At 71.9% G+C, this 23,551-nt stretch carries 26 protein-coding genes; 13 read left to right on the top strand and 13 right to left on the bottom strand.

All coding sequences use genetic code 11. The annotated features are described in order from the left end of the window. Positions 1-14 precede the first annotated feature (14 nt). From FXF65_RS15380 to FXF65_RS15370, 3 genes are read right to left on the bottom strand one after another with little or no spacing between them, the layout of a single operon-like run. Positions 15-992, bottom strand: coding sequence for an alpha-ketoacid dehydrogenase subunit beta (locus FXF65_RS15380; RefSeq protein ID WP_148350581.1), 978 nt, complete (start codon positions 990-992; stop codon positions 15-17). Next, positions 985-2,028, bottom strand: a complete 1,044-nt coding sequence (locus FXF65_RS15375; protein ID WP_148350580.1) for a thiamine pyrophosphate-dependent dehydrogenase E1 component subunit alpha — start codon at positions 2,026-2,028, stop codon at positions 985-987. The genes FXF65_RS15380 and FXF65_RS15375 overlap by 8 nt, the downstream gene beginning before the upstream one ends. A gap of 12 nt (positions 2,029-2,040) precedes the next feature. Continuing rightward, positions 2,041-3,087 (bottom strand): NAD(P)H-dependent amine dehydrogenase family protein, encoded by a 1,047-nt coding sequence (locus FXF65_RS15370; RefSeq protein WP_148350579.1) that lies wholly within the window; start codon positions 3,085-3,087, stop codon positions 2,041-2,043. 238 nt (positions 3,088-3,325) lie between these two features. On the opposite strand from FXF65_RS15370, the gene FXF65_RS15365 reads away from it, so the two are divergent. After that, the gene (locus FXF65_RS15365; RefSeq protein WP_148350578.1) at positions 3,326-4,231 is read left to right on the top strand and encodes an alpha/beta hydrolase; all 906 of its coding nucleotides are present in this window, start codon (positions 3,326-3,328) and stop codon (positions 4,229-4,231) included. Between the two features lie 25 nt (positions 4,232-4,256). Here FXF65_RS15365 and FXF65_RS15360 read toward each other — a convergent pair whose 3' ends face one another. Beyond that, entirely contained in the window at positions 4,257-5,210 is a 954-nt protein-coding gene (locus FXF65_RS15360; protein ID WP_246198648.1) for a LysR family transcriptional regulator, read from the bottom strand. A gap of 111 nt (positions 5,211-5,321) precedes the next feature. On the opposite strand from FXF65_RS15360, the gene FXF65_RS15355 reads away from it, so the two are divergent. Continuing rightward, complete coding sequence (locus FXF65_RS15355) at positions 5,322-6,239, top strand: NAD(P)H-binding protein (protein ID WP_148350576.1); 918 nt, start codon at positions 5,322-5,324, stop codon at positions 6,237-6,239. A 103-nt stretch (positions 6,240-6,342) separates the two neighbouring features. Here the strand turns inward: FXF65_RS15355 and FXF65_RS15350 are convergent, their stop codons facing one another. Further along, on the bottom strand, positions 6,343-7,191 hold the full coding sequence (locus FXF65_RS15350; RefSeq protein WP_148350575.1) for a helix-turn-helix transcriptional regulator: 849 nt from the start codon (positions 7,189-7,191) through the stop codon (positions 6,343-6,345). Between the two features lie 114 nt (positions 7,192-7,305). Here FXF65_RS15350 and FXF65_RS15345 point away from each other — a divergent pair, with 114 nt between their 5' ends. Further along, the gene (locus FXF65_RS15345; protein WP_148350574.1) at positions 7,306-8,805 is read left to right on the top strand and encodes an MFS transporter; all 1,500 of its coding nucleotides are present in this window, start codon (positions 7,306-7,308) and stop codon (positions 8,803-8,805) included. Positions 8,806-8,872: 67 nt separating this feature from the next. After that, positions 8,873-9,715, top strand: coding sequence for a methyltransferase domain-containing protein (locus tag FXF65_RS15340; RefSeq protein ID WP_148350573.1), 843 nt, complete (start codon positions 8,873-8,875; stop codon positions 9,713-9,715). Positions 9,716-10,091: 376 nt separating this feature from the next. Here FXF65_RS15340 and FXF65_RS15335 read toward each other — a convergent pair whose 3' ends face one another. From FXF65_RS15335 to FXF65_RS15315, 5 genes are all read right to left on the bottom strand, one after another. After that, the gene (locus FXF65_RS15335) at positions 10,092-10,367 is read right to left on the bottom strand and encodes a hypothetical protein (protein WP_148350572.1); all 276 of its coding nucleotides are present in this window, start codon (positions 10,365-10,367) and stop codon (positions 10,092-10,094) included. Between the two features lie 184 nt (positions 10,368-10,551). Further along, a complete protein-coding gene (locus FXF65_RS15330) occupies positions 10,552-10,881 on the bottom strand; it encodes a hypothetical protein (RefSeq protein WP_148350571.1) in 330 nt (109 codons plus the stop codon). A 94-nt stretch (positions 10,882-10,975) separates the two neighbouring features. Beyond that, on the bottom strand, positions 10,976-11,275 hold the full coding sequence (locus FXF65_RS15325; protein WP_148350570.1) for a hypothetical protein: 300 nt from the start codon (positions 11,273-11,275) through the stop codon (positions 10,976-10,978). Then, positions 11,272-11,733 (bottom strand): hypothetical protein, encoded by a 462-nt coding sequence (locus FXF65_RS15320; protein WP_148350569.1) that lies wholly within the window; start codon positions 11,731-11,733, stop codon positions 11,272-11,274. Before FXF65_RS15320 ends, FXF65_RS15325 begins: the two co-directional genes overlap by 4 nt. Positions 11,734-11,890: 157 nt before the next feature. After that, on the bottom strand, positions 11,891-13,084 hold the full coding sequence (locus tag FXF65_RS15315) for a helix-turn-helix domain-containing protein (protein ID WP_246198647.1): 1,194 nt from the start codon (positions 13,082-13,084) through the stop codon (positions 11,891-11,893). Positions 13,085-13,206: 122 nt separating this feature from the next. Between FXF65_RS15315 and FXF65_RS15310 the strand changes: the two genes are divergently transcribed. Then, on the top strand, positions 13,207-13,455 hold the full coding sequence (locus FXF65_RS15310) for a hypothetical protein (protein ID WP_148350568.1): 249 nt from the start codon (positions 13,207-13,209) through the stop codon (positions 13,453-13,455). Further along, entirely contained in the window at positions 13,452-14,054 is a 603-nt protein-coding gene (locus FXF65_RS15305) for a YdcF family protein (protein ID WP_148350567.1), read from the top strand. Before FXF65_RS15310 ends, FXF65_RS15305 begins: the two co-directional genes overlap by 4 nt. Before the next feature lie 2 nt (positions 14,055-14,056). Here the strand turns inward: FXF65_RS15305 and FXF65_RS15300 are convergent, their stop codons facing one another. The 3 genes from FXF65_RS15300 to FXF65_RS15290 form a co-directional block, all read right to left on the bottom strand. Next, a complete protein-coding gene (locus tag FXF65_RS15300) occupies positions 14,057-14,665 on the bottom strand; it encodes a GNAT family N-acetyltransferase (RefSeq protein WP_148350566.1) in 609 nt (202 codons plus the stop codon). Between the two features lie 68 nt (positions 14,666-14,733). Beyond that, positions 14,734-15,585 carry a phosphotransferase family protein gene (locus FXF65_RS15295; RefSeq protein ID WP_148350565.1) on the bottom strand — a complete coding sequence of 284 codons (852 nt, stop codon included), beginning with the start codon at positions 15,583-15,585 and terminating at the stop codon, positions 14,734-14,736. A 38-nt stretch (positions 15,586-15,623) separates the two neighbouring features. Continuing rightward, entirely contained in the window at positions 15,624-16,817 is a 1,194-nt protein-coding gene (locus tag FXF65_RS15290; protein WP_148350564.1) for an MBL fold metallo-hydrolase, read from the bottom strand. Between the two features lie 293 nt (positions 16,818-17,110). On the opposite strand from FXF65_RS15290, the gene FXF65_RS15285 reads away from it, so the two are divergent. From FXF65_RS15285 to hcaB, 7 genes are all read left to right on the top strand, one after another. Next, entirely contained in the window at positions 17,111-17,815 is a 705-nt protein-coding gene (locus tag FXF65_RS15285; RefSeq protein ID WP_148350563.1) for an ATP-binding protein, read from the top strand. A 36-nt stretch (positions 17,816-17,851) separates the two neighbouring features. Next, complete coding sequence (locus FXF65_RS15280; RefSeq protein WP_148350562.1) at positions 17,852-19,213, top strand: dihydrolipoyl dehydrogenase family protein; 1,362 nt, start codon at positions 17,852-17,854, stop codon at positions 19,211-19,213. A 157-nt stretch (positions 19,214-19,370) separates the two neighbouring features. Next, positions 19,371-20,231: an alpha/beta fold hydrolase gene (locus FXF65_RS15275; RefSeq protein WP_148350561.1), complete on the top strand. Its 861-nt coding sequence runs from the start codon at positions 19,371-19,373 to the stop codon at positions 20,229-20,231. 183 nt (positions 20,232-20,414) lie between these two features. Next, on the top strand, positions 20,415-21,803 hold the full coding sequence (locus tag FXF65_RS15270; protein WP_148350560.1) for an aromatic ring-hydroxylating oxygenase subunit alpha: 1,389 nt from the start codon (positions 20,415-20,417) through the stop codon (positions 21,801-21,803). Further along, positions 21,800-22,387, top strand: coding sequence for a 3-phenylpropionate/cinnamic acid dioxygenase subunit beta (locus FXF65_RS15265; RefSeq protein WP_148350559.1), 588 nt, complete (start codon positions 21,800-21,802; stop codon positions 22,385-22,387). The genes FXF65_RS15270 and FXF65_RS15265 overlap by 4 nt, the downstream gene beginning before the upstream one ends. Further along, entirely contained in the window at positions 22,384-22,704 is a 321-nt protein-coding gene (locus tag FXF65_RS15260; RefSeq protein WP_148350558.1) for a hypothetical protein, read from the top strand. The genes FXF65_RS15265 and FXF65_RS15260 overlap by 4 nt, the downstream gene beginning before the upstream one ends. After that, positions 22,701-23,486: a 3-(cis-5,6-dihydroxycyclohexa-1,3-dien-1-yl)propanoate dehydrogenase gene (gene hcaB / locus FXF65_RS15255; RefSeq protein WP_148350557.1), complete on the top strand. Its 786-nt coding sequence runs from the start codon at positions 22,701-22,703 to the stop codon at positions 23,484-23,486. The genes FXF65_RS15260 and hcaB overlap by 4 nt, the downstream gene beginning before the upstream one ends. The last annotated feature ends 65 nt before the right edge of the window (positions 23,487-23,551 follow it).

Below are 23,551 nucleotides of genomic sequence, written 5' to 3'. Positions count from 1 at the left end.
CGCCGCGGCGACGGTCAGTAGATCGCGAGCTTGCGCAGTTCGCCGGCGATGCGTTCGGTGGTGGGCACGATCTCGTCCTCAAGGGCGTGCCCGTACGGGATGGGGACGCGTTCGGAGCCGACGCGCACGACCGGCCCGTCAAGGCTTTCGAAGCAGTGCTCGCTCGCCCACGCGGCGACCTCGCCGCCCCACCCGCAGAACTCGACGGCCTCGGACACGACGGCGAGCTTGCCCGTCCGCCTCAGCGACGCCTCGATCGAGGCGGTGTCCAGGGGCCACAGGTAGCGGAGGTCGATAACCTCGCACGCGACGCCCTCGGCGGCGAGCTCCTCGGCCGCCAGCTCGCAGCGCTCGACCATCCGCCCGGCCGACACGACGGTGAGGTCCTCCCCGGCGCGCGCGACCCGGGCGCCGAAACCGTCCGGTCCGGTGCGCGCATCGATGTCCCCTGAAGTGCGGAAATACAGGTTCTTGCTCTCCAAGAAAATCACGGGATCGTCGGAACGTATAGCGTGCCGGAGCATCCAGTAGGCGTCCGAGACGTTGCCGGGCATCGCGACGACCAGCCCCGGGACGTGCGCGAACAGCGTTTCCAGGCTCTGCGAGTGCTGCGGGCCGTGGTTGGTGCCCCCGCCGCCCGGCATCCGGATGGTCAGCGGCACGCTGAACTGGCCGTTGCTCATGTAGCGGATCTTCGCCCCGAGGTTGATGATCTGGTCGAGGGCCAGCAGGACGAAGTCCGAGAACATGATCTCGACGACCGGGCGCATGCCCTCGGCGGCGGCGCCGATCGCGAACCCCACCACGCCCGCCTCGGCGATCGGCGAGTCCAGCACGCGGTCCTCGCCGAACCTGTCGGCCAGGCCCTGCGTGACGGTGAAGACCCCGCCGAGCGCCGCGACCTCCTCGCCCATGACGACGACGCTCTCGTCGGCCGCCATCTCGGCCTCCAGGGCGGCGCGCACCGCCTCGGCGTATTTGACCTCACGCATGGTTCTGCAGCTCCGGGGAGGTGTAGACGAATGATTTCGCCGCGGCCGTCGGCGGCCGCTCTGCGGCCTCGGCGCGGTCGCGCGCGGCCTCGATCTCGGCGGCCACCTCGGCGTCGATCCGGGCGACCCAGTTGGCGGGGTGCACCTCCAGTCGGGTGCGGAGGTTGGCGATCGGGTCGTTGAGCGCCATCCAGTCGCGCCCGGCCGACTTCGGCCGGTACCGGTAGTCGGGGTCGGAGAGGCTGTGCGGCCGGACGCGGAACACGCCGCATTCGAGGAAGGCCGGAGTTCCCGCGCGCACCCGCGCGACCATCTCCTTGGCGGTCTCCGCGACGGCGACCACGTCCCGTCCGTCCACGTAGCGGGCGTGCATGCCGGTGCCCTCGACGATGCGCGCGATGCTGCCCGGCGCCCCGAAGAGGCGGTCGGACGGCATCGAGTGCGCTAGGCCGTTGTTCTCGCAGACGATCAGGCACGGGCTGCCCCAGAACCGCGAGAGCAGCAGGGTCTCGTGGGTGACGCCCTGCGCGAACCCGCCGTCGCCGATGAAGGCCACCGCGATGTCGTCGCCGCCGCTCCGGCGCCTGCGCGCCCACGCCGCGCCGGCCGCCCAGGGCAGGCCGCCCGCGACGATGGCGTTCTCACCGAGGAACCCGCTCCGCCTGTCGTGCAGGTGCATCGAGCCGCCGCGCCCGCCGCTGACGCCGGACGTCCGGCCGAACAGCTCGGCGAAGACGCCTTCCATCGGCACGCCCTTGGCGAGCGCGTGCCCGTGCCCGCGATGGGTGCTGGTGACCATGTCGCCGCCGCGCAGCGCCGCGCAGACGCCGACCGCCGCGGCCTCCTGGCCGAGCGAGGAGTGGAACGACCCGGACATGCGTCCGAGCCGGTGCATCTTCTCGATCTCCAGCTCGACGGCGCGCACGACGGTCATGCCGCGGTAGAGCTCGTGCGCCTCGTCCAGGCCGGCCGCACTGACCGGGATGCCGGTGAACGCGCCCGCCGGCGTGTGCGGGTTTGCTGCTGTCTGGGTCATGGGGGGCTCACTTCACCGGAAGGAATGGGACTGCAGGTCGTGCCAGGCGCCGGCGGCGGGCAGGTCCTTCACGGTCCTGAGGCCGGGCGCCGCCTGGAGGACTCCCGGGATGCTGTTCACGAGCTGCGCCGACGTCGCCGGGATCGCGTCCATTCCGGGCGACAGCGTGAGGTTGACCGGATGCAGGCCCTCGACGGTGATCGAGTCTTCGGTCTTGAACCCGGCGCTCTCCGGGCGCAGGTGCAGGACCAGCTCCATCTCGACGAACGGGACTCCGCCGACGGATCCGGTGGCCTTCTGCACGAAGCCCTCGGTGTGCCCGGCGGGCACGTGCCCGTACCGGGTCGGGGCGGGGGTCTCGGCGATGAACGGGACGAACCGCTCGGTGACCGGGCCGTCGAGGAGCAGTCCGAGCCGCTCGCAGACGAGCTCGATCGACTCGGGGAACCCGACGTGCCCGGCGATGGCGCCGGCCTCGTGGCCCTTCTCGAACTCCTCGGGCGTGTACCCGATTCCCAGGCGGCGGTGGATGTTCTCCCCGAAGCCGGACACGTCCACGGCGCGCTGGCCGCGGATCGTGCGGACGTCCCAGGACACGCCCGTCGCGGCGACGAGGAGCGCGTCGAAGAGGAAGCCGGGGTTGACGCCGGTGCCGAGGACGGTCGCGCCGCCCGCCCGCGCCGCCGCGTCGATCCGCGCCGCCGCCGGGGCGTGCCGGGTGAACGGGAAGGCCAGCTCCTCGCAGGGCGAGACGACGTCCACGCCGGCCTGGGCGCAGGCGACGACGTCGTCCTCGGTGTCGCGCAGGAACGAGCCCGTCGCGTAGACCATGATCTGCGGGTCGGCCGCCAGGACCTCTTCCAGCCCGTCCACGACGACGGGTCCGCCCGGCGTGGCCGCGCCCACCACCTCGTGCAGGGGACGGCCCACCGCGTCGGGTTCCTTGGTCGCCGCGCCGACGATGTCGAACCCCGTCCGGTGGTCCAGCAGGAGACGGGCGGCCGCGCTGCCGATGCTGCCGAGGCCGCACAGGCCGATCCGGATCGGACGAGGGGTCATCACGTCTCCTCGAATGCACGATTAGCGAACATGAGTACGTATTATGAGCGCCCTGACGAAGGTGTCAAGAGGGTGAAGGCGGCGTCTCTCCTGTTGAGAAGAGCTACTACCTCCACCGTTGCCTGCCGACGATGGGCTGCCCGGTGACCCGGGCCTACCTCTAAGCTATGTTCATCATCCGTGCATCTGACCGCATATGGCTAGATGTTGGGACCCATGAGATGACCAGGGAGCCGGAATGGCAGAACCACGCGCTGTGACCGTGCCCAGCGATGGCGACGAGCTGAGCGGACTGCTCTACGTGCCGGACGGACCCGGGCCCCATCCCGCCGTCGTGCTCGCCGGAGGGTGGTGCTACGTCAAGGAGGTGGCCCAGCCGCTGTTCGCGGAGGTCTTCGCGGAGGCCGGCATCGCCGCGCTCCTCGTCGACTACCGCCACTTCGGCGAGAGCACGGGAGAACCGCGGCGGCACATCGACCCCTGGCGGCAGATCGAGGACTACCGGAACGCGGTCTCCTACCTACAGGCGCTCGACGAGATCGACGGCGCCCGGATCGGGGCCTGGGGCATCTCCTACAGCGGCGGGCACGTCCTCATCCTCGGCGCCGTGGACCCGCGCGTCCGCGCCGTCTGCTCGGTCGTCCCCGTCATCGACGGCTGGGACAACCTCCGCCTCTCGCACGGCACGGTGAGCTTCCGCGCCCTGCGGGCCGCCCTGGAGGAGGCGCGCGCCCGGCTGTTCGAGACGGGCGAGCACACCTACATCGACCACCAGCCCGTCGAGCTCGGAGCCGTCGGAACGTTCCCCTTCCCGGCGAGCCGCGACACCTTCGCCCGCATCAAGGGGACGGAGGCGCCCGGCTACGTGGGCAACGCCACGGCCCAGTCGACCGAGATGCTGCTCGCCTACAGCGTCCGCCCGTTCCTCTCGCGCCTCGTCGCCACGCCCACCCTCATGTGCGTCGCCGAGGGCGACGACCACACGCACTGGGACCTCGCGGCCGAGGCGTTCGACGCGATCCCCGGCCCGCGCAAGAAGTTCCACGTCGTCCCCCGCTCCACCCACCTGACCCTCTACGAGAACGTCGAGGTCCGCCGCGAGACGGCCAAGGTGGCAGCCGACTGGTTCACCGAGCACCTCTAAACCACGGTTCCGGCTTCCGGAGGGGCTATCTCTCGCTGTTCGGATTCTCGGTGTCCGGACGGAAGACGCGGCGCACGGTGTCGCGCAGCCACCGGTGAGGAACGTCGGCGGTGTGGCGCGGATGCCAGGCCATCGCGATCGTCAGCGGGGGCAGCGGCAGCGGGATCTCCAGCAGGCGCAGTCCCAGCGCGTCCGCCGTGGCGCTGAGGGGGGACGGGGCCTCGCCCGCGGGCGCGGCCGGCACCAGGCAGACCACGTCGCTGGTCGCGGCCAGCGCCATCGCCGCCAGGTGTCCCGGCAGGACGGCGCCGACCCGGCGGCTGAGCCCCCGCTCGGCGAGGGCCGCGTCCAGCGGGCCGGTGAAGCGGCCCCGGCGGCTGACCGAGACGTGCTCGGCCGCGGCGAGCCGGGCGGGCGTCAGGGCTCCCTCGGCGAGCGGGTGCCCGGCCCGGACGCCGGCCGCCATCCGCAGCGCGGCCAGCTCCTCGACGCGGGTCTCCGGGTCGACGTGGTCGATGGCCCCGATCTCCAGGTCGACCCGGCCCTCGCGCAGCGCGGGGCCCGCCTCCGCGTCCTCGGCCAGCACCCGCAGCGAGACGCCGGGCGCCCGGCGCCGGGCCTGTTCGAGCAGGCCCGGCGCCAGCGCCGCGCCGACCACGTCCGACGCCTGGACGGTGAAGGTGCGCCGCAGCGCGGCGGGGTCGCTCTCGCCGCTCGGGGTGAGCAGCGCCTCCAGCCGGCGCACCACCGCGGCGGCCTCGCCGCGCAGCGCCTCGGCGCGGGGCGTCGGCACCATCGCCTGCCCCGCCCGGACCAGCAGCGGGTCCTGCAGGACGCGGCGCAGCCGGGCCAGGGTGCGGCTCATCGCCGCCGGGGAGGTGTGCAGCCGCGCGGCGGCGCGGGTGACGCTCCGCTCGGCCAGCAGGGCGTCGAGGGCCACCGCGAGGTTGGCGTCGAGGTTCGGGAACGGGCTGCTCACCGGCATCATTCCGATCCGAGCAATGATTGCTTGCTGATGTTCCCATTGTGGCAACGCGGTCCGGGTCCGCACGCTGGTCGTACCGATCCGACACGAGACCGCGAGGTTTTCATGATCGTCATTACCGCGCCCACCGGGAACATCGGCGGGCGGCTGCTGTCCCTGCTGGTCGAGGCCGCGCCCGCGCACGGGGAGGAGGTGCGGGTCGTCGTCCGCGATCCCGCCCGGCTCCCCGCCGCCGTTCGCGGACGGGTCGAGGTGGTCACCGGCTCGCACGGCGACGCCGCGACCGCCGACCGCGCCTTCGCCGGGGCCGACGCCGTCTTCTGGCTGGTGCCGCCGGACGCCTCGGCCCCGCCCGACGAGGCGTTCGGCGGGTTCACCCGGCCGGCCGCGCGGGCGTTCGCGGCCCACGGCGTCGGCCATGTCGTCGGCGTCTCGGCGCTCGGGCGCGGCACCCCTCTGGCCGCGCGGGCCGGGCTGGTCACCGCGTCCCTGGCGATGGACGACCTGATCGCCGGTTCCGGCGTCGCCTACCGCGCCCTGGCCTGCCCGTCCTTCTTCGAGAACCTGCTGGAGGAGGCCGACTCGATCCGCGCGGACGGCGTCTTCACCGACACCGCCGCCGCGGACCGCCCGGCCCCGATGGTGGCCGCCGCCGACGTCGCCGCGGCGGCGGCCGGGCTGCTGCTGGACCGGTCGTGGACCGGCGTCGGCGGCGTCCCGGTGCTCGGCCCGCGGGACCTGTCGCCCAACGACCTGGCCCGCATCATGACCGAGGTGCTGGGCCGTCCCGTCCGGTACCGGCGGCTGCCGCTCGGCGAGCTGCGGTCCGCGCTGCTCGGCCACGGCCTCGACGAGGCGTTCGTCGAGGGCGTCGTCGCGATGAAGCGCGCCAAGGACGAGGGCCTGGACTCGGGTGCCGTCCGCTCGCCGCAGGCGGGTCCGGCCACCGGGTTCGCGCAGTGGTGCGCGCGGACCCTCAAGCCCGCCGTCCTTACCGCGCCGGAGGTGGCCGATGCCCGCTGACCGCACGCCCGTCACCGCGTTCATACTGGTCAAGACCACACCCGATACGCCCGCACCTACGGCCTGGGCCCGGTCGCCACGCTCGCCGCCTGACGGCGGGGCGCTACGAGACGGCGGCGCTCGCCAGTAGGTGCAGGGCGTCGGAGGAGGCGGCGTCGGCCGGGGTGTAGACCTCCAGGCGGTGGTCGGGGCTGTCGGGCTGGAGCCACACCTGGTAGTCGACGTCTACCCGGCCGACGGTGGGGTGGCTCAGCAGCATCGGGCCAGTGGTGCAGTCGGCGACGTCGCCCTGCGCCCACAGGCGGGAGAAGTCGCGGCTGCCCATGGCCAGTTCGCCGATCAGCTCGGCCAGGGCGGCGTCGTCGGGGTAGCGGCCCGCGGTGAGGCGGAGGTAGCCGACGTGGATGCGGGCCAGCTCGTCCCAGTTGCGCAGCGAGTCGCGGGAGAGCGGGTCCAGGAAGAACATCCGGGGGATCGACGGCCGCCGGTCCGGATTGTCGGGCGCGTCGAAGTCGACGTGGGCGGCGTGCAGGGCGTGGCCGGTGCGGTTCCAGGCCAGCACGTCGCCGCGGCGGCCGAGGACGACGGCGGGCATCGACTCGCCCAGTGACGACAGCAGCGCCAGGACGCGCGGGTGCGGGTGCTCGGGCTCGGGGCGGACGAGGCGCGGCGCGGACGTCCGGCGGGCGAGGTTGCGCAGGTGGGCGTTCTCGGCCGGGCTCAGGCGCAGGACGCCCGCCAGCGCGTCGAGGACCTGGTCCGAGGCGAGCCCGGCCTGGTCCTGCTCCAGCCGCGTGTAGTACCCGGCGCTCACCCCGGCGAGGTGCGCCAGCTCCTCGCGGCGCAGGCCCGGCACGCGGCGGGTGGCGCCGTAGGTGCGCAGGCCGACGTCGGACGGGGTGACGCGGTCGCGGCGGGACCTGAGATAGGCGCCGAGGCTTTCGAGCTGCATGACATCGAGCGTAAGCGGCGTGGACCTCGCGCGAGCAGGCCGAAGGTATCCCTGCCAGGTGTACCCCCGGCGGAGATCTGGCTGGTCGGCGGGCTTCGGCGGAGGGTCGTGGCCATGGACGGAACACACACTCCCGGAAGGCGGGCCTGGCTCGGCCTGCTGGTGATCCTCGGCCCCGTGCTGCTGGTGGCCATGGACGGCTCGGTGCTGTTCCTGGCCATGCCGCGGATCTCCGAGGCGCTCTCGCCGTCCGCCGACCAGTCCCTGTGGATCTTGGACGTGTACGGCTTCGCGGTCGGGTCGCTGCTCATCGCCTTCGGCAACCTCGGCGACCGGTACGGCAGGTTGCGGCTGCTGCTGATCGGCACGGCCGCGTTCGGGATCGGCTCGCTGGGCGCCGCGTTCGCGCCCGGCCCCGAGCTGCTGATCGCCTTTCGCGCGCTGATGGGCATCGCGGGTGCGACGCTGCTGCCGTCCGCGCTGGCCGTGCTCAGCGAGCTGTTCACCGACCCTCGGCGGCGGGCGCGTGCGATCGGTATCTTCGCGGCCGCCTTCGCCGCCGGGTTCGCCATCGGGCCGATCGTCGGCGGGCAGTTGCTCAGCCACTTCTGGTGGGGCTCGGTCTTCCTGATCAACCTTCCCGTCGTGGTCTTCTTCCTGGTGGTGGCTCCGGTGCTGCTCGGCGAGGTGCGCTCCGGCGGGACGGGCCGCGTCGACGTGCCGAGCGTGCTGCTGTCGGCCGCCGGGATCATGCTCGGCGTCTACGCGGTCAAGCGTCTGGCGGCGGAGGGCCCGGATCTGGCCGTGGTGCTGACCGGTCCCGCCGGGGTCGTCCTGGTGACGGCGTTCGTGCGGCGGCAGTTTCGGCTGCCGCGGCCGCTGGTCGACGTCCAGCTCTTCCACGACCGGGTGTTCTCGATCGCGGTCGTCACCGGGCTGCTGCCGCTGGCGGCGTGGTCGGCGACGGCGTACCTCGGCGGGCTCTACCTGCAGTCCGTGCTCGGGCTCAGCGCGTTCGAGGCGGCGTTGACCGCCGTCCCGGGCGCGGTCATGCTGACCGTCACGTCCATCGCGACCCCGGCGGCGGTCGCCAGGACCGGCACCCGGACGGCGCTGCTGACCAGCCACTTCACGATCGCCGGTGGGCTGCTCCTGCTGCTGCCCACGGGCGTCTCCGGCGGGATCGGCTGGTATGCGGCGTCCACCGCCGTCGCGGGCGTGGGCTACGGGATCTCCTTCGCCGTCGTCGCCGACACGGCCGTCGCCGCCGCGCCGCCGGAACGGGCCGGGGCCGCCGGGGCGATCGCCGAGACCAGCAACGAGATCGGCAACGCCCTGGGCATCGCGCTGCTCGGCTCGCTGGCCACGCTCGTCTTCCGCCTCCAGGGCCCGGACCTGGCCGCCACCCTCCCGGAGACCCTGCACCTGCCCGGCCTCAGCCCGACGGCCGAGGCCGACGCGAAGCGCGCCTTCACCACCGGCCTGCACGTCACCGCCATCGTCGCCGCCCTGCTGCACGCCGCCCTGGGCGCCGTCACCCTGCGCCGCGTCCCCCGCCCGGCGACCGACCCGGCCGCGCAGCCCGTCCCGGCGGACATGAAGCCAGCCGGTTAATGGACCATCCTGGACCGACTGGTTTGGACCTGTTGGACGGGCCATTGCGGCGGGCAAGGTGGCGTCCATGGACACGACGACCTCACCCGCCGCTCCCGAGAGCGGATACGTGCACGGATACTCCGGACGAGAGGCGCGACGGCTCGGCGACCAGGCCGACGCGCTGGCCGCGCTGCTGCACGACGGCACGTCCTTCCCGGCGGGAAGCCGGGTGCTGGAGGTCGGATGCGGGGTGGGCGCGCAGACGGTGCACCTGGTGTCCCGCTCCCCCGGCGCGCGGCTGACCTCCGTGGACGTGTCCGCCGCGTCGCTCGACCAGGCCCGCGCCCGCGTCGCCGAGACCCACCCGGGCGCGTCCGTGGACTTCGTCCGCGCCGACCTCCACGACCTGCCTTTCGCCGACGAGACGTTCGACCACCTGTTCGTGTGTTTCGTCCTGGAACACCTGCCCGACCCGCGGGCGGCGCTCGCCGGGCTGCGGCGCGTGCTGCGCCCCGGCGGGACCCTCACCGTGATCGAGGGCGATCACGGGTCGGCGTTCCTGCATCCCGACAGCGCCCACGCCCGCGCCGCGATCGGCCACCTGGTCACGTTGCAGGCGGCGGCGGGCGGGGACTCGCTGATCGGACGGCGGCTGCGGCCGCTGCTGGTCGCCGCCGGATACGACGGGGTGCGCGCCGCGCCGCGCACGGTGTACGCCGACGGCTCCCGTCCGGCGCTCGCGCGGGCCTTCACCCTGGACACCTTCACCGCGATGGTCGAGGCCGTCCGCGGCGACGCCGTCGCCGCGGGCCTGTCCACACCCGCCGACTTCGACCGCGGCGTCGCCGACCTCCGCCGCGCCGCCGCCGAAGACGGCACCTTCCACTACGCCTTCTTCAAGGCCATCGCGGTCAACCAAGCCCCTTGACCTGCCGCTCCTCCTGCCGCAGATCTTGAGGGGGTTGAAACACGGGCAGATGCTATGACCTGCGGAAACATGGTCGGCGCGGAGGTTATCCACATTGTCCGGCACTGCTTCCGCGCCGCCTCGCCTCTCCCTACGGTCGAGGCATGGACCTAACGCCCTGGCTCGTCCCCTCGATCACCTCGCGCAGATCGCCGCTGCCGTGGCCATCACGATCGGCGCGATCGCCGAGCGGCGTCGACGAGGAGGAGCCCGCCCCCGGCCCGTCTGCGGACCTCCGGCATGGAGCCGCCTCGCTCGCCTCGAAAGCGAGCGGGGCGGTCCGTGCCCGCAGCCCAGGTGCGCGCCAGTTGACCCAGGCCGCGGAGTTCCTGGGGGATTACTGGGTGGCGATCCGGATCCGGGCGCCGAGCATCTCGGCGGCGCGGCGGGCGGCGTCCTCGGGGTCGGACGGGAGGAGCGCGCCGTAGCCGTCGTCGGGCGTCCAGCGCCGGTAGGTCTGCCCGTCCCAGCCGAGGATCAGCGGCCCCCGGTTGCGGTAGGTGATCTGCACACGGGTCAGCCCGGCGTCCTCGTCGCGGACGAGGGAGACCGAGACCTGCGGGGCGATGCGCCGGACGGCCGCGTCGAGCCGCTCGGCAGGGCCGAACACCATGCTCACACCTCCAGCGAGGGCGAGCCGGGCGACGTGTTCACCGTCGCAGCAGCAGGCGTCGCAGGTGCACTTGCAGCCCGCCGCGCATAAGCACTCGGGGTAGCTCGGGGTCGAGTCGCAGCACCCGGCCATGGGTGAGGCGTCCTTTCTCTCGGGGGTTGGGGTGGGGCGGTACCGCCCCGGTTCACTCCGCGGCCGGAGCCGGATCGACCGGCGCGCCGAGCGTCCGGGCGATGCGGTCGGCGGCCTGTTCGGGGTCGCTGCCGAGCCGGGCTCCGGCGTCCGGGCCGGTAGCCCACAGGTACGCGCCGAGGTCGTCGTCCCAGATGACGCGGCGGGGAGCGATAGGCCCGAAGCCGACGCGCATGTACGGCGTCGGCACGGCGTCCTCCGGTTCGCCCTTCATCTCCGGCTGCGTCTGCGGGGTGGGGTGGACGCAGGCGGCGTCCACCTTCGGCGCGCGGGCGCGGACGGCGTCGTACAGCGGGTCCAACCGCCCGTAGGGCTGGGTCATCGGTCGTCCTTGTCTCGTCCGGCTGTCGGGAGGGGTGGGAAGGGCGGCGCGGCCGGGACAGGGGGGCGTTGTCGGCCGACGGCGCCGCCCTGGCTCAGCGGCGCGGTTGCCGCGCGGTGTCGTGCGGTTGGGTGTCGGCCTTCATGCCGGGGTCGTTGCGCCAGGCGCGGCCGGGCTCGGCCATGCGCGCGACCAGCTCCGCGCCCGCGACGCGCAGGTCTTCGGCGATCCGGGTGCTTATGCACGCCCAGGCCAGCTCGCCCCACCGCTCGTGCTCGACCACCCGGCCGTCGTCCTGCTGGGAGACGGCGCGCCACGAGCCGTCCGGCAGCTCGTACACCGCGAACCCGGCGATCGCGCGCTCGGCCTCGCGAGCGTGGCGCGGGCCGGTCACCGCTCGTCCTCCCGGTCCTCCCCGACCCCGGCCTCGGCGCGCGGGAGGCGTAAGAGCAGCAGCGCCAGCTCGTTCGGGTCGTTGCCGTACGCCTCGGTGAACACGGCGGCCCGCTCGGCGTAGTCGACGTAGCTGCGCTGCCCGTGCCAGACCGGCCGGCTCTCGCGCACCTCGAACGCCCACTCGGGGAACCACCTGCGCAGGTTGGTCAACTGCTCCAGGCGCTCGGCGTAGGGCAGCGCGTGCTTGGTCGGCGCGAGCGCCGCCAGGTCGATGGCCTGGGCCATGAGGCGGCCCAGGTACCCGGGGAGCTTGGCCTCGACCATCGAGTGCCCGCCCGTCCACTTCTTCGACGGCTCGCGGACGCCCAGCCACGGGACCGGCCGGGTCCCGTCGTACTCGATCTGCCAGCCCGGATTCTCCTCGCGGAGCCGGGTCGCCCTCTCGGATATCGTCATCGTCAGCCGGACCTCGATTCCGGTCAGGCCCCGGAACACCTGGCGTTCGAGCGCCAGCCGGGGCCGCCTTCGTGTGTGACACAAAGGCTGGTGACGACAACCCCCCGTAGTGTTTCAATCAGAAACATCGGGGCGTTGTGTTTTGCGAGACCGACCGTTATGTGCGGATACGCCGATCCAGCCTGCGCAGCGGCTCCGGCAGCGCCCGCCGCACGTCGACCAGATGGGCGACGACGACATGCGCCGAGGGGTGCGCCCGGGTGAACTGGGGCGCGATATGGTCCGCGCTGGTGAGCCGATCGAGCGCCCGATCGTAGGCGCCCGCCTCCGTCAGCGCACGGGACATGTCGATCGCATGATGCGCGACGCGCTCCTCGGACAAGGCATCAAGGGTGCGGTCTCCGATCTCGGCGTCACGGCGGATGGCCTCGTCGACGTCGCCCAACTCGACGGCAACCGCGGCGCCATGGATGGCGGCGTTCGCCGTGTTGGTCTGCTGGCCGTGGATCTCCGCGACCGTGCCTGCGGACCGGATCCGCTCGACGGCGCGGCCGTGGTGATCCCACGCGGCGGCAGCGCCCTCCTCACCGAGCCGCGCGGCCAGGATCGCGGCGCGCAGTTCCAGTGCGCCCGCCACCTCGGGGCCGTCCGGCCGGGACAGGTCAACACGGCCGATCGCCCGATTCAGGAGCTTGAGACCCTGCCGGGTGTCATCCATGCCCATCAGGACGAGCGCCTTGAGCAGCGGGATCAGCAGGGGGAGGTTCGGGTCGTCGGCGCGGGCCGCCGTCGCCGTCTCAGCCTGGAGAAGCGCGAGCGCGTCGCCCGTGCAGCCGAGTCGACGCGCGAACGACGCACCGAGGTACAGGCCGCGTGACAGCAGGGCCCATGCGCGCGGGTCGTCGGTCTGATGCGCGTGCGCGGCCAGCTCGTCGAGCGCGGGCGGGAGGGAGTTTCCCGCCTTGGTCATCTGCGCTTCGTTCAGCAGCCGCCGCACGGTCGCGACCTCCGCGGCCAGGGTGTCCAGGGGGCGGGGCGGCGCGTCCAGGTCGGGGCCGATCTCTGCGGCGACGAGCGCGCGGCGCAGTGCCGGGATAGCGGCGTGCAGGCTGTAGTCGTCGTGGACGTCGTACGGCTGGCCGTAGAGCGCCGCCGGGTCGACTCCGAGTGCGCGGGCGACTGCCGACACAAAGGACGGTGACGGCATGCGGTGTCCGGCCTCCACTCCTGCGAGGAAGCTGCGCGAGTAGCTGATGCGCTGCGCGAGACCGGTCTGCGTCAGCCCGCGCCGCTTCCGCTCCCGGGCGAGCCGGACACCTACGGTCTCTTCGGTATCGTTGCTGTTGGACACGGCGCTGCACCTTTCCTGGAGCATCGACACCTTCAGGCTACGGTGCGGGGCCCTTTTAGGGTCAGGGCTACAGCGAACCGCCCGTCGGCCGATAGACGCGGCGGGCCGTCTTTACCGAAGATGTGCACCGCGTTCTGGACGCCGAGGTTCAGCAGTTGGACGAGGCCGTCGCCGCCGGGCACGACGCGCTGAGCGGCAGCCGTCCGGCCTGGCCGACAATGGTGCTGGCCGGGAGGCTCGACAGGGTCCTGGCCCAGAATTTCGCAGGCGCCCGCCAAGCTGAGGACTACCACGCCCGCCACGTGGAGACGTCGAGGCTCTCTGCCGAGGGCGGCCCGCGACCGTTCGCCACCGACGGGACTCCTGGATGATCGACACCGTCACAGCCGAGCAGCTTCCCGAGATCACCCGGTTCGTGGACGTCCATGCGCCGCCGCCGGACGGGGAGCCGAGCGCGTGTTTCCTGTTCGGGACCAACCAACTCCCGCCGGTGGACATCGCCGCCGATCGGTATCACCGGGGGCTCGCGCCGCTGATCATCGCGACCGGCGGCGTCAACCGGCACAACGGGATCGTCGAGGGCCGGATGTTCCGTGAGCTTCTGATCGAGCGGGGCGTGCCCGCCGACGTCATCCGTGTCGAGGACCGGTCGGCCAACACCTGGCAGAACGTGGAGCTGGCGCTGCCGTTCCTGCGCGAGGTCCTCGCGTCCGGCCTGGCGGTCACGGCCGTGTGCAAGTGGTACCACCGCCGGGCGATCCACGTCATGAAGACCGTCGTCCCGGCGACCGGGCCGCTCCACGCGATCGGGTGGGATCCCGTCTACTCCGGCAGGCGGGTCACCCGACAGGACTGGCCCGACATCCCGGCCGGTCGGCGCCGCGTGATCCGCGAATGGGGCGAGGTCGTCCGCCGTGTCGCCGAGAGCAGTTTCGCCGCTGCCGATTTGTCCGGCGGAGCATGGCACTGAAGTCAGCGCATTTGCTCCCACATGGTGCGGGTCATTTCGTATTCGACTTCGCCCAGGTGCGCATCTGGCAGCGGCTCGTCGAACTCCGGGTGATACGTGCGCACGTAGCGCATGCCGATGGCGCGCATCACGCCAATGGATCCGGTGTTGGCGGTCATGGTCTGGGCGATCACGCGGCTCTGGCCGACCGTGTCGAAGGCGTGCCGCAGGAGGACGCGGGACGCCTCGCTCGCGAAGCCCTGCCGCCAGTATTGGCGAAGGATGCGGTATCCCAGATCTGAGACGGTGGGGTCGTCGGGCTGATCGGGGCCATGCGCCGGAGGCAGCATCATGAGCCCGATGAACTCACCGTCCTCCTCGCGTTCCGGTGGCGGTGCGCCTGGCTCGCCGCCACCGGAGGCGAAGGCCATCCAGAGGCCTAGGCCGTCCACCTTGCCCGCTAGAGCCATCCGCCGCGCGTGGGCGGCGATCACCTCGTCCCTGGTCGACGCCTGGCTGGAGAGGTAGCGAAGCACCTCGGGATCGGAGTCGAGGCGAACCTCCAGGTCGAGATGCCGGTCGGCGAGCGGGACCAGGAGCAGGCGGTCGGTGCGCAAGATCGGTTGTGGCACGCGGCAACCGTCGCACACCGATAACGACGAAGCGATCCGATTTTTCGCCGGATCTGGCCCGGTGCACCTCACTCGTAGTCGGCCAGGCCGTCCGCGAGTTCTTCTTCGTCGTCGTCGCGGAGCGCGTAGACGGCTTGCTGCAAGGCGAATGTGCCGCGGATCGCGGCGATGCGGTTAAGGAGTCCGTCGTTTGGCCAGTCGCCCAGGGCGAGCACCCTCTCCAGGAGTTCGGGGCCGTGACCGGCACCGATCGCTGCTAGGTCTTCGGCCGGGTCGCCGATTGTGACATCGTCCCAGTCGAGCACTCCAGAAAGGCGCGGCAGCCCGTTCGTCCATTCCCAAAGGACGTTTTCGGCGCCGAGGTCGCCATGCACCACTGCTCGATTGACGTGGGAAAGGCCGTCGAGTGCCGTGAGTTCCCGTTCGGCCCGTAGTCGCCCGCTGTCGGACATGAGTTGGAACAAGTCCGCGCGCACGTCCTTCGCGAACAGGTGCCACCGGTCCTCTGCTTCCCAAGGGAGAACGGCCCGTGCCCTTTCGTCGGTGCCAGCCCGGGCCAGGCCGGACAGCAGCGTGGCGTACTGCTCCGCGACGGTGTCGAATACTCGGGCATTGTTGAGAGCGTCGCTCTCCAGTGGTTCCCCGGGAATGCGGGTGAGTACCAGGAACGGTTCCTCATCGGTGCCCTGGAGCAGTAGCTCGGGTGTGCGGAAGTCGAGGCCGAGACCGGCGAGTGCGTGCAGTGCAGCCGCCCGCTGGGGAAGGCGGGCGGCCGCCGCCTTGGTGCGAGGCAAGCACACGACGCGGTCTGAGCCGATGACCACGATGTGGAACTGCCCCTCGCGCACCGCGAGGTCGTCCGGTTCGTCGTCGGGCAGCAGACGGCTCAGCAGAGCGCGATGCGTCGCACGGATGCTCACGAGAGTGTCCCCGGTTCCTTCGGGGAGTAGCAGCCGTTCTATCGGCCCGGGTGGGTGCCTACTCCCAGTTGCATGAGGTCCTGGCCGACGATGAGTTTGCCCGAGTAGCCGCGTTGTGCGGCGCGCCAGCGGTTCACGGGGTTGTTCATCGGGACGAGGTGGGTCAGGACGAGGTTACGCGCTCTGGCCTTCTGGGCCACGTCCCGTCCTACCTGCTCGATGGTGGTGTGCGAGGCGAGCAGGTGCTGGCGTGCGGGTTCCCGGATCTCGGGCGGGAGGGTGGCCGCCAGTTCGTCGACGTACTTCGGGTCGATCACTTCGTGCACCAGGTAGTCGGCGCCCTGGGCCAGGTCGATCAGGTTCTCCGAGGGGGCGGTGTCACCGGAGATGACGACCGATCCGTCCGGGGTGTCGAACCGGTACGCGAACGCCGGGGCGGTCGGACGGTGGTCGACGAGCGTCGCGGTCACCGTGACGTCGCCGTCCCGCCAGACGGGGATGCGGGTCCCGGCGGGAAGCCGCGGCGGGATTCCGGCCGCGTCCACGGTCCAGTACTTCGAGATGTCGATGTCGTGGGTCTCGAAGAGCTTGTTGGGGTCGGTCATGTTCGCGTCGCGGATGCGGTCCTCGAAGTCCGCGGCGTACGCCTGCCGGAGGTAGCCCGTCATGGCCGAGATTCCGGAGATCGGGCCGCCCGGGTTCACCGGTCCCGGAGCGGGGCGCTCGGGCGGGAACGTCCGGGGCGGGACGGGCCGGTCGCCCGGTCCGAAGACGCGGAACGGATCGCCTGGGCGTCCCTGCCGGAGGTTGACGTGGGCGGTGGCGTACAGCGCCGGCCACTCGACCGTATGGTCGGAGTGCATGTGGGTGAAGAAGATCCCGCGCACGTTGGCGCGTCCCGCGGGGCCGTCGAGCAGGCCGGAGCGGTAGAGCTGGACGGCCGCTCCGTGGCCGAGGTCGACGACGTAGATGTCGTCCCCGTAGACGACGGCGGTGGAGATGCCCATCCGGTCACCGCTGAGCACGATCGGTCCGCCGCCGGTGCCGAGGAGGACCAGGCGCGTTCGGTTTCGTGGCTTGGGACGTGGCGCCGCCTCCGCGCTGGGCATGCCCGCCGCCATCGCGAGCCCGCCGCCGAGCAGGGCGGTCCCGATTCCGCCGAGCACACCTCGCCGCGACGGCCCGGCCGCCGGTGCGCTCGACGCGACGGCCTGGTTGAGAAGCTCGCACATGGGTTCTCCTTCTGGAGCGGCACCGGCCCGGCGACGGTCGCGGGAATGTACCGATCGTTCGGTACGAACGTGACCACCCTCATATGGCCGTCCGGCGAGCGTCCAAGACATTCCGCAGTGCAGAAGAACGGTGAAAGGGGCCCGCCCCCGGGAGGCGGTGCGGTCGGCCCGTGTCCCTGGGGCCCCGCCTAGGGACCGGGGCCAGGGGGCTCCCTGATGCGATCGCGGCACCTGCCCGGCGACCGTTGCCGTATCGGCGGCGGGCGTCCGCCTGCGAGTCGGACGGAGGGGCCATGACGGTCGACAGAACGATACGGAGGCGGCGCCGCGGCGCGGGACACGCTCCGGAGCCGCCGCCCGGCACGGTCGGCGATCCCCCGCTGCGCGGGCGCGACGCCGAGGTGGCCGACCTGACCGGAGCGATCGCGCGGCTGCGCGATGGACGCGGCGGGATCCGCCTCGTCGAAGGCGACCCCGGGAGCGGCAGGACCCGCCTCGTGCGGGAGGCGCGGGCCGTCGCGGAAAGCCTCCCGGTCCGCGTCCTCAGCGGGACGGGCAGGCCGGACCAGCAGGTCGTCCCGTTCGGCGCACTGCTGGAAGTGCTGCTCTCCGACGGGCGGCCGGTCGTCGACGAGGGCCTGCTCCGGACGCTGTCCGACTCCGCCGAGCAGAGGTTCTGGCTGTTCCGGACGATGCGCTGCCAGTTGGAGCAGGCGGCGCTCGACCGGCCGCTGCTCCTCGTCCTCGACGACCTCCACTGGTGCGACGCCGGGACGCTCACGGCGCTGCGCACCCTCCCGGCGCGGCTGTCCTCGCACGCGCTCCTCTGGCTGGTGACCGTCCGGACCGGGGCGCTCGACACGGACGTGCGGGCCGCCGTGTCCGGACTCTCCGACGCCGGGGCCCGCACGATCCGCCTCGGCCCGCTACCCCCGGACGGTGGAGGCAGAGACCGACGAGGCCGTGGACGAGGCCGAGCTCTACGGCCCCTCGCCTGAAAGCACACCTGCCCTGCGGAAAGAAGGAGAGATCGCATGAGTATCCGAGTCGACGTCGTGGTGGTCGGGTTGGGGCCGGGCGGCGAGTACGCCGCCGGCGCCCTCGCCGACGCCGGACTGGACGTGATCGGGATCGAGGCCGAGCTCGTCGGCGGCGAGTGCCCGTACTGGGGGTGCGTCCCGAGCAAGATGATGATCCGCGCCGGGAACGTGCTCGCGGAGGCGGGCCGCGTCCCGTCCCTGGCCGGTGAGGCGAAGGTGGCCGCCGACTGGGACCGGGTCGCCGAGCGCGTCCGGTCGGAGGCCACCGGCGGGTGGAACGACGAGGCCGCCGCCGACCGGCTGACGGCCAAGGGCGTGCGGCTGTTCCGGGAACGGGGACGCCTCGCGGGCCCGCGCCGGGTCGTCGCGGGCGACCACACGATCGAGGCGGCACGCGGCGTCGTCCTCGCCACCGGCTCGCGTCCCCGGATCCCTCCGATCCCGGGCCTGGAGGGGACGCCGTACTGGACCAACCGGGACGCCATCGCGGCCGGGGAGGCGCCCGCGTCCCTGCTGGTGCTCGGCGGCGGCGCGATCGGCGTCGAGCTGGCCCAGGTCTTCGCCCGCTTCGGCACCGCGGTCACCGTCCTGGAGGGACGGGACCGGCTGATCGCCCAGGAGGAACCCGAATCCGGGGACCTCGCCGCGAAGGCGCTGCGGGCGGACGGCGTCACCGTCCGCACCGGCGCGCGGGCCGTCGACATCGAGTACGACGGCGAGACCTTCGAGGCCCTCCTCGAAGGCGGCCTGGAACCGCTGCGCGCCGAGCGCGTCCTCGTCGCCACCGGCCGGGCCACGGACCTGGCCTCGCTCGCGGTCGACACCGCGGGCCTCGACCCGGCCGCGCCGGCGCTGCGCACGGACGGGCAGATGCGGGCCGGGGACGGGCTCTGGGCGGTCGGCGACATCACCGGCCACGGCGCCTTCACCCACGTCTCGCTCTACCAGGCGCGGATCGCCGTCCGCGACATCCTCGGAGAGCCCGGACCCGACGCCGACTACCGGGCGCTGCCCCGCGTCACCTTCACCGACCCGGAGATCGGGGCCGTGGGGATGACCGAGCAGCAGGCCCGCGACCAGGGCATACGGGTCCGCACGAGCGTGGTGCCGATCCCGGAGTCCACGCGCGGCCGGATCCACGGCCCCGGCAACGAGGGGTTCGTCAAGCTCGTCGAGGACGCCGACCGCGGCGTCCTGGTCGGCGCGACCTCGGCCGGTCCCGCGGGCGGCGAGGTGCTGTACGGGCTGAACATCGCCGTCCACACCGAGACGCCGACCGGCCGCCTCAAGCACATGATCTACACCTACCCGACCTTCCACCGGGCCGTCGAAACCGCCCTGCAAGCCCTCCACTAAGGAGTGGCTCTGTGACAATTCCGCAGCACCCTTTTTCTGTGCGGAAAGTGTCACAGGGCGGACCAGCACCCGGTCTTTATATATGAGTCGGGCGGAACGCGCGTTCGGCTCCGAATCAGACTTCGCACAGGCCCATCTCACGGAAAAGGAAAGAATCATGAAAAGACCCTCGATTCGCGCGGCCGGACGAGCCCGGAGGCGGCCGACGGCGGCGGCGATCGTCCTCTCCGCGGTCGCCCTCATCCTGGCGAGCCTCAGCCAGACGTCGAGCGCCTTCTCCCAGGAGAAGCCATCGAAGACGACGAAGCCGACGATCGTGTTGGTGCACGGCGCCTGGGCCGACGCCTCGAACTGGAGCGGTGTCGTCGCCAGGCTCCAGGACGACGGTTACCAGGTCGCCGCGATCGCCAATCCGCTGCGGTCGCTGTCCGGCGACGCCGCGTCCGTGCGGGCGTACCTGGAGACGGTCCGAGGGCCCGTCGTCCTCGTCGGCCACTCCTACGGCGGAGCCGTGATCACCAACGCGGCGACCGGGAACCCGAACATCAAGGCGCTCGTCTACGTCAACGCCTTCGCGCCGGACGAGGGCGAGAGCGGCACGCAGCTCGCGGGCCCCGACTCGGCGCTCTCGGTCGACCCGACCACCGTCTTCGACTTCGTCCCGGCCACCCTTCCGCCCACCCCGACGACCGACCTCTACCTCAAGAAGTCGACCGTCTTCGCGTCGTTCGCGACCGGGTTGAGCGCGCGGGACAAGGCGATCGTGGCGGCCTCCCAGCGGGCGGCGACGCTCGGCGCGCTGAGCGAGCCGTCCGGGGCCCCGGCCTGGCGGACGATCCCGTCCTGGTACCTCATCGGGAAGAAGGACGCGATCATCCCGCCCAGCGCCGAACGCGCCATGGCGAAGAGGGCCCACTCCACGGTCATCGAATACAACGGCGGCCACCTCGGGCTCATCTCGGACCCCGGGACCGTCACGCGAGGAATCGAGCTGGCCGCACGGACCACCGTCCGTTAGCCGCGCGGCGCCGATTCCATGAACCCGGGCCCGTACCCGGCACGGACCGTGCCGGGTACGGGCTGACCCTGGTTGACAGCCACATTGGGGCGCTGTTCTACTATCCAGAGGATGGCTCTGTAGTACAGAGAAACTGGGTTGGCTGGCCGGGTGGGAGACGAGGCTCGTGGGGAGACGTCGCGGATGATCGATCAAGCGGGTGTCCTGGGTAGCGTGCGGCGGGGCATGATCCCGGCGCACATCTACAACGATGAGCACGTCTTCGCGCTGGAGAAGGAACGCGTGTTCGGCAGGGCGTGGACGTTCGTCGCCCACGAGTCGGAGATCCCGAGCGCCGGGGACTACGTCGTCCGCCGCGTCCTGGACGACTCGTTCATCGTCGTCCGGGACGAGAAGGGCGAGATCCACGCGCACTTCAACATGTGCCTGCACCGGGGCATGCAGGTCTGCCGGGCCGAGATGGGCAACGCCTCGCATTTCCGCTGCCCGTACCACGGATGGTCCTACCGGAACGACGGGCGGATCGTCGGCCTGCCGTTCCACCAGGACGCCTACGGCGGCGAGGCGGGGTTCAAGCGCAAGAGCCAGCGGCTGCTGCGCGCCCCGAACATCGGCTCCCACAACGGCATGATCTTCATCAGCCTGGCCGACGACGCGCCGCCGCTGCGCGATTATCTCGGCGATTTCGCGTTCTACCTCGACTACTACACCAAGCAGAGTCCGAGCGGCATCGAGATGCGCGGTCCGCAGCGCTGGCGGGTCAAGGCGAACTGGAAGATCGGCGCGGAGAACTTCGCGGGCGACATGTACCACACGCCGCAGACCCACACGAGCGTGGTGGAGATCGGCCTTTTCCGGGAGCCGAAGGCGGAGAAGCGCAGGGACGGCGCCACCTACTGGGCCGGGAACGGCGGCGGCACGACGTACAAACTGCCGCCCGGCGACCTGGACGAGCGGCTCCGGTACGTCGGCTATCCCGACGAGATGATCACGCGGATGAAGCGGGAATGGTCGCGGGAGCAGTGCGACGTCATCGGCCGAGACGGGTTCATGATCTCGGCGGCCACGGTGTTCCCGAACCTGAGCTTCGTGCACAACTGGCCGCGGGTCGAGGACTCCGAGGACGTCGTCCCGTTCATCTCCGTCCGGCAGTGGCAGCCGATCAGCCACGACGAGACCGAGATCCTGTCCTGGTTCGCCGTGGACGCCGAAGCGCCCGAGGAGTTCAAGCGCCTCTCCTACAAGGCATACCTGATGTGCTTCGGCAGCACGGGCATGTTCGAGCAGGACGACGTCGAGAACTGGGTCTCCCTGACCAACACGGCCGCCGGATCAATGGCCCGGCGACTGATGCTGAACAGCCGGATGGGCCTGCTGGAGGACGGCACCGAGGTCTCCCCGTCCCTGCCTCCCGAGCGGTTCAGCGGGCCCGGCATCGCGCGTACGGGATACAGCGAGCACAATCAGCGGGAACTGCTCCTCCGCTGGGCGGACCACATGGAACGCCCCATGCCGAAGGCGGCCGGTGTCGAGGTCGGCGTCAACGGGCAGCGGGCGGAGGCCGGGAAGTGACCGGCGACCAGAGCACCCATTCATCACGGTCGATCCTCGGCGGCCACGCTCCACGGGAACAGCGCGTCGGCTCCACCCTGCCATTCGGCGACGAACGGCATCTCCTCGCGCACCAATGGCTTGTCGACGAGGCGTACCTGCTGGACGAGCAGGCGTACACGCAATGGCTCGAATTGCTCACCGAGGACATCCACTATCTGATGCCCGTAAGGGTCACGACCGCCGTGGGAACGGGATTCGACACCGCGCCCGGCGCCGCCCATTTCGATGAGAACAAGTACTCCCTTTCGCGGCGCGTCGCCCGTTTCCTGACCGAGCACGCCTGGACCGAGGACCCGCCGTCCAGGCTGCGCCACCACGTCACCAACGTGCGCACGTTCGCGACCGGCGACGACGACCACCTCGTCGTCGACTCCGGCGTGCTGCTGTTCCGCAGCCGCGGCGACGTCCGCGAACCGGCCCTGGTCTCGGCCGGGCGCGAGGACCTGCTGCGCCGCGAGGCGGGCGGCTGGCGGCTCGCGCGGCGCACCATCCTGGTGGACGAGTCGGTGATCCGCATGCAGAACCTTGCGATCTTCCTATGACGATCGGCTGGGAGGGCGAGCGGGAGGACGCCGACGGCGCCGCACGGGCCGAGCGGGAGCGGCTGCGGTTCCTGGAGCACGCCCGGGGCGAGACGCTCGTCCTCGGCAACGAGTTCTCCGAGATCAGGATCACCAAGGTCGAGACGCGGAACGGCGCCCGGCTGCTGGTGGAGTCCCCGCGCTCGGGCCAGTGGATCGCGCTGTGCCCGCTGGAGCTGGAGGCGCTGACCTGGCAGCAGACCGCGACGTTCTCCGAGATGATCGGCCACCCGTTCGGTTCGCTCGTCCAAGACGAATCCCCCGCGGAGGACGCATGACCGGGTGGCTGGACGGGCGGCGGGCGCTCATCGTCGGGGCGGGCTCGGGCATCGGGCGCGCGGTGCTCGACGCGTTCCGCGCGGAGGGCGCGTCCGTCGCCGTCCTGGAACGGGACGCGGCCAAGGCCGAGGCGATCGCCGAGGCGCTCCCCGGCGTGCCGGTCACGGTCGGCGACGCGACGACGCGGGCGGCGAACGACGAGGCCGTCGCGACGGCGGTCGCCGCGTTCGGCGGCCTGGACGTGCTGGTCAACTGCGTCGGCGTGTTCGACTTCTACCGCGGCCTTGAGGAACTGGACGCCGACGTGCTCGACGAGGCGTTCGCGGAGATGTTCTCGACCAACGTCAAGAGCCACCTGCACTCGGTGAAGGCGGCGCTGCCCGCGCTCCGCCGGTCGCGCGGCTCGATCGTGCTCACCGAGTCGACGTCCGCGTACTACCCGGGACGGGGCGGCGTGCTCTACGTGTCGTCCAAGTTCGCGGTGCGCGGGCTGGTGACGGCGCTGGCGCACGAGCTGGCGCCGGACGTCCGCGTCAACGGCGTCGCGCCCGGCGGCACCCTCAACACCGACCTGCGGGGAATCCCCAGCCTCGGGCAGCAGGCCCGGCGGCTCGACGACACCCCGGGCCGGGCGGCGGAGCTGGCCGCGCGCACCCCGCTGGGCGTCGCGCTGAGGGGCGAGGACCATGCCTGGAGCTACGTGTTCCTCGCGTCGTCCCGGTCCCGGGGGATCACCGGCGACGTCGTGCATCCGGACGGCGGCATCGCCGCCAAATCCTGATGCCGCCAAGTCCTGATGACGCCAAGTCCTGATGCCGCCCAAACGCAATCACGAAGAGGAGTCGC

This window comes from Actinomadura syzygii (assembly GCF_008085905.1).
GTDB classification, from domain to species: Bacteria; Actinomycetota; Actinomycetes; order Streptosporangiales; family Streptosporangiaceae; genus Spirillospora; species Spirillospora syzygii.
The sequence above is the reverse complement of the archived record's forward strand: the minus strand, read 5'-3'. Positions and strand labels throughout refer to the sequence as shown.

Coding starts and splice junctions, on each gene's coding strand:
- FXF65_RS15370 (WP_148350579.1), bottom strand. CDS start 3,087: ATGACCCCTCGTCCGATCCGGATCGGCCTGTGCGGCCTCGGCAGCATC.
- FXF65_RS15345 (WP_148350574.1), top strand. CDS start 7,306: ATGGACGGAACACACACTCCCGGAAGGCGGGCCTGGCTCGGCCTGCTG.
- FXF65_RS15290 (WP_148350564.1), bottom strand. CDS start 16,817: ATGTGCGAGCTTCTCAACCAGGCCGTCGCGTCGAGCGCACCGGCGGCC.
- FXF65_RS15320 (WP_148350569.1), bottom strand. CDS start 11,733: ATGACGATATCCGAGAGGGCGACCCGGCTCCGCGAGGAGAATCCGGGC.
- FXF65_RS15330 (WP_148350571.1), bottom strand. CDS start 10,881: ATGACCCAGCCCTACGGGCGGTTGGACCCGCTGTACGACGCCGTCCGC.
- FXF65_RS15285 (WP_148350563.1), top strand. CDS start 17,111: ATGACGGTCGACAGAACGATACGGAGGCGGCGCCGCGGCGCGGGACAC.
- FXF65_RS15280 (WP_148350562.1), top strand. CDS start 17,852: ATGAGTATCCGAGTCGACGTCGTGGTGGTCGGGTTGGGGCCGGGCGGC.
- FXF65_RS15260 (WP_148350558.1), top strand. CDS start 22,384: ATGACGATCGGCTGGGAGGGCGAGCGGGAGGACGCCGACGGCGCCGCA.
- FXF65_RS15375 (WP_148350580.1), bottom strand. CDS start 2,028: ATGACCCAGACAGCAGCAAACCCGCACACGCCGGCGGGCGCGTTCACC.
- FXF65_RS15270 (WP_148350560.1), top strand. CDS start 20,415: ATGATCGATCAAGCGGGTGTCCTGGGTAGCGTGCGGCGGGGCATGATC.
- FXF65_RS15305 (WP_148350567.1), top strand. CDS start 13,452: ATGATCGACACCGTCACAGCCGAGCAGCTTCCCGAGATCACCCGGTTC.
- FXF65_RS15380 (WP_148350581.1), bottom strand. CDS start 992: ATGCGTGAGGTCAAATACGCCGAGGCGGTGCGCGCCGCCCTGGAGGCC.
- hcaB (WP_148350557.1), top strand. CDS start 22,701: ATGACCGGGTGGCTGGACGGGCGGCGGGCGCTCATCGTCGGGGCGGGC.
- FXF65_RS15355 (WP_148350576.1), top strand. CDS start 5,322: ATGATCGTCATTACCGCGCCCACCGGGAACATCGGCGGGCGGCTGCTG.
- FXF65_RS15335 (WP_148350572.1), bottom strand. CDS start 10,367: ATGGTGTTCGGCCCTGCCGAGCGGCTCGACGCGGCCGTCCGGCGCATC.
- FXF65_RS15365 (WP_148350578.1), top strand. CDS start 3,326: ATGGCAGAACCACGCGCTGTGACCGTGCCCAGCGATGGCGACGAGCTG.
- FXF65_RS15340 (WP_148350573.1), top strand. CDS start 8,873: ATGGACACGACGACCTCACCCGCCGCTCCCGAGAGCGGATACGTGCAC.
- FXF65_RS15350 (WP_148350575.1), bottom strand. CDS start 7,191: ATGCAGCTCGAAAGCCTCGGCGCCTATCTCAGGTCCCGCCGCGACCGC.
- FXF65_RS15275 (WP_148350561.1), top strand. CDS start 19,371: ATGAAAAGACCCTCGATTCGCGCGGCCGGACGAGCCCGGAGGCGGCCG.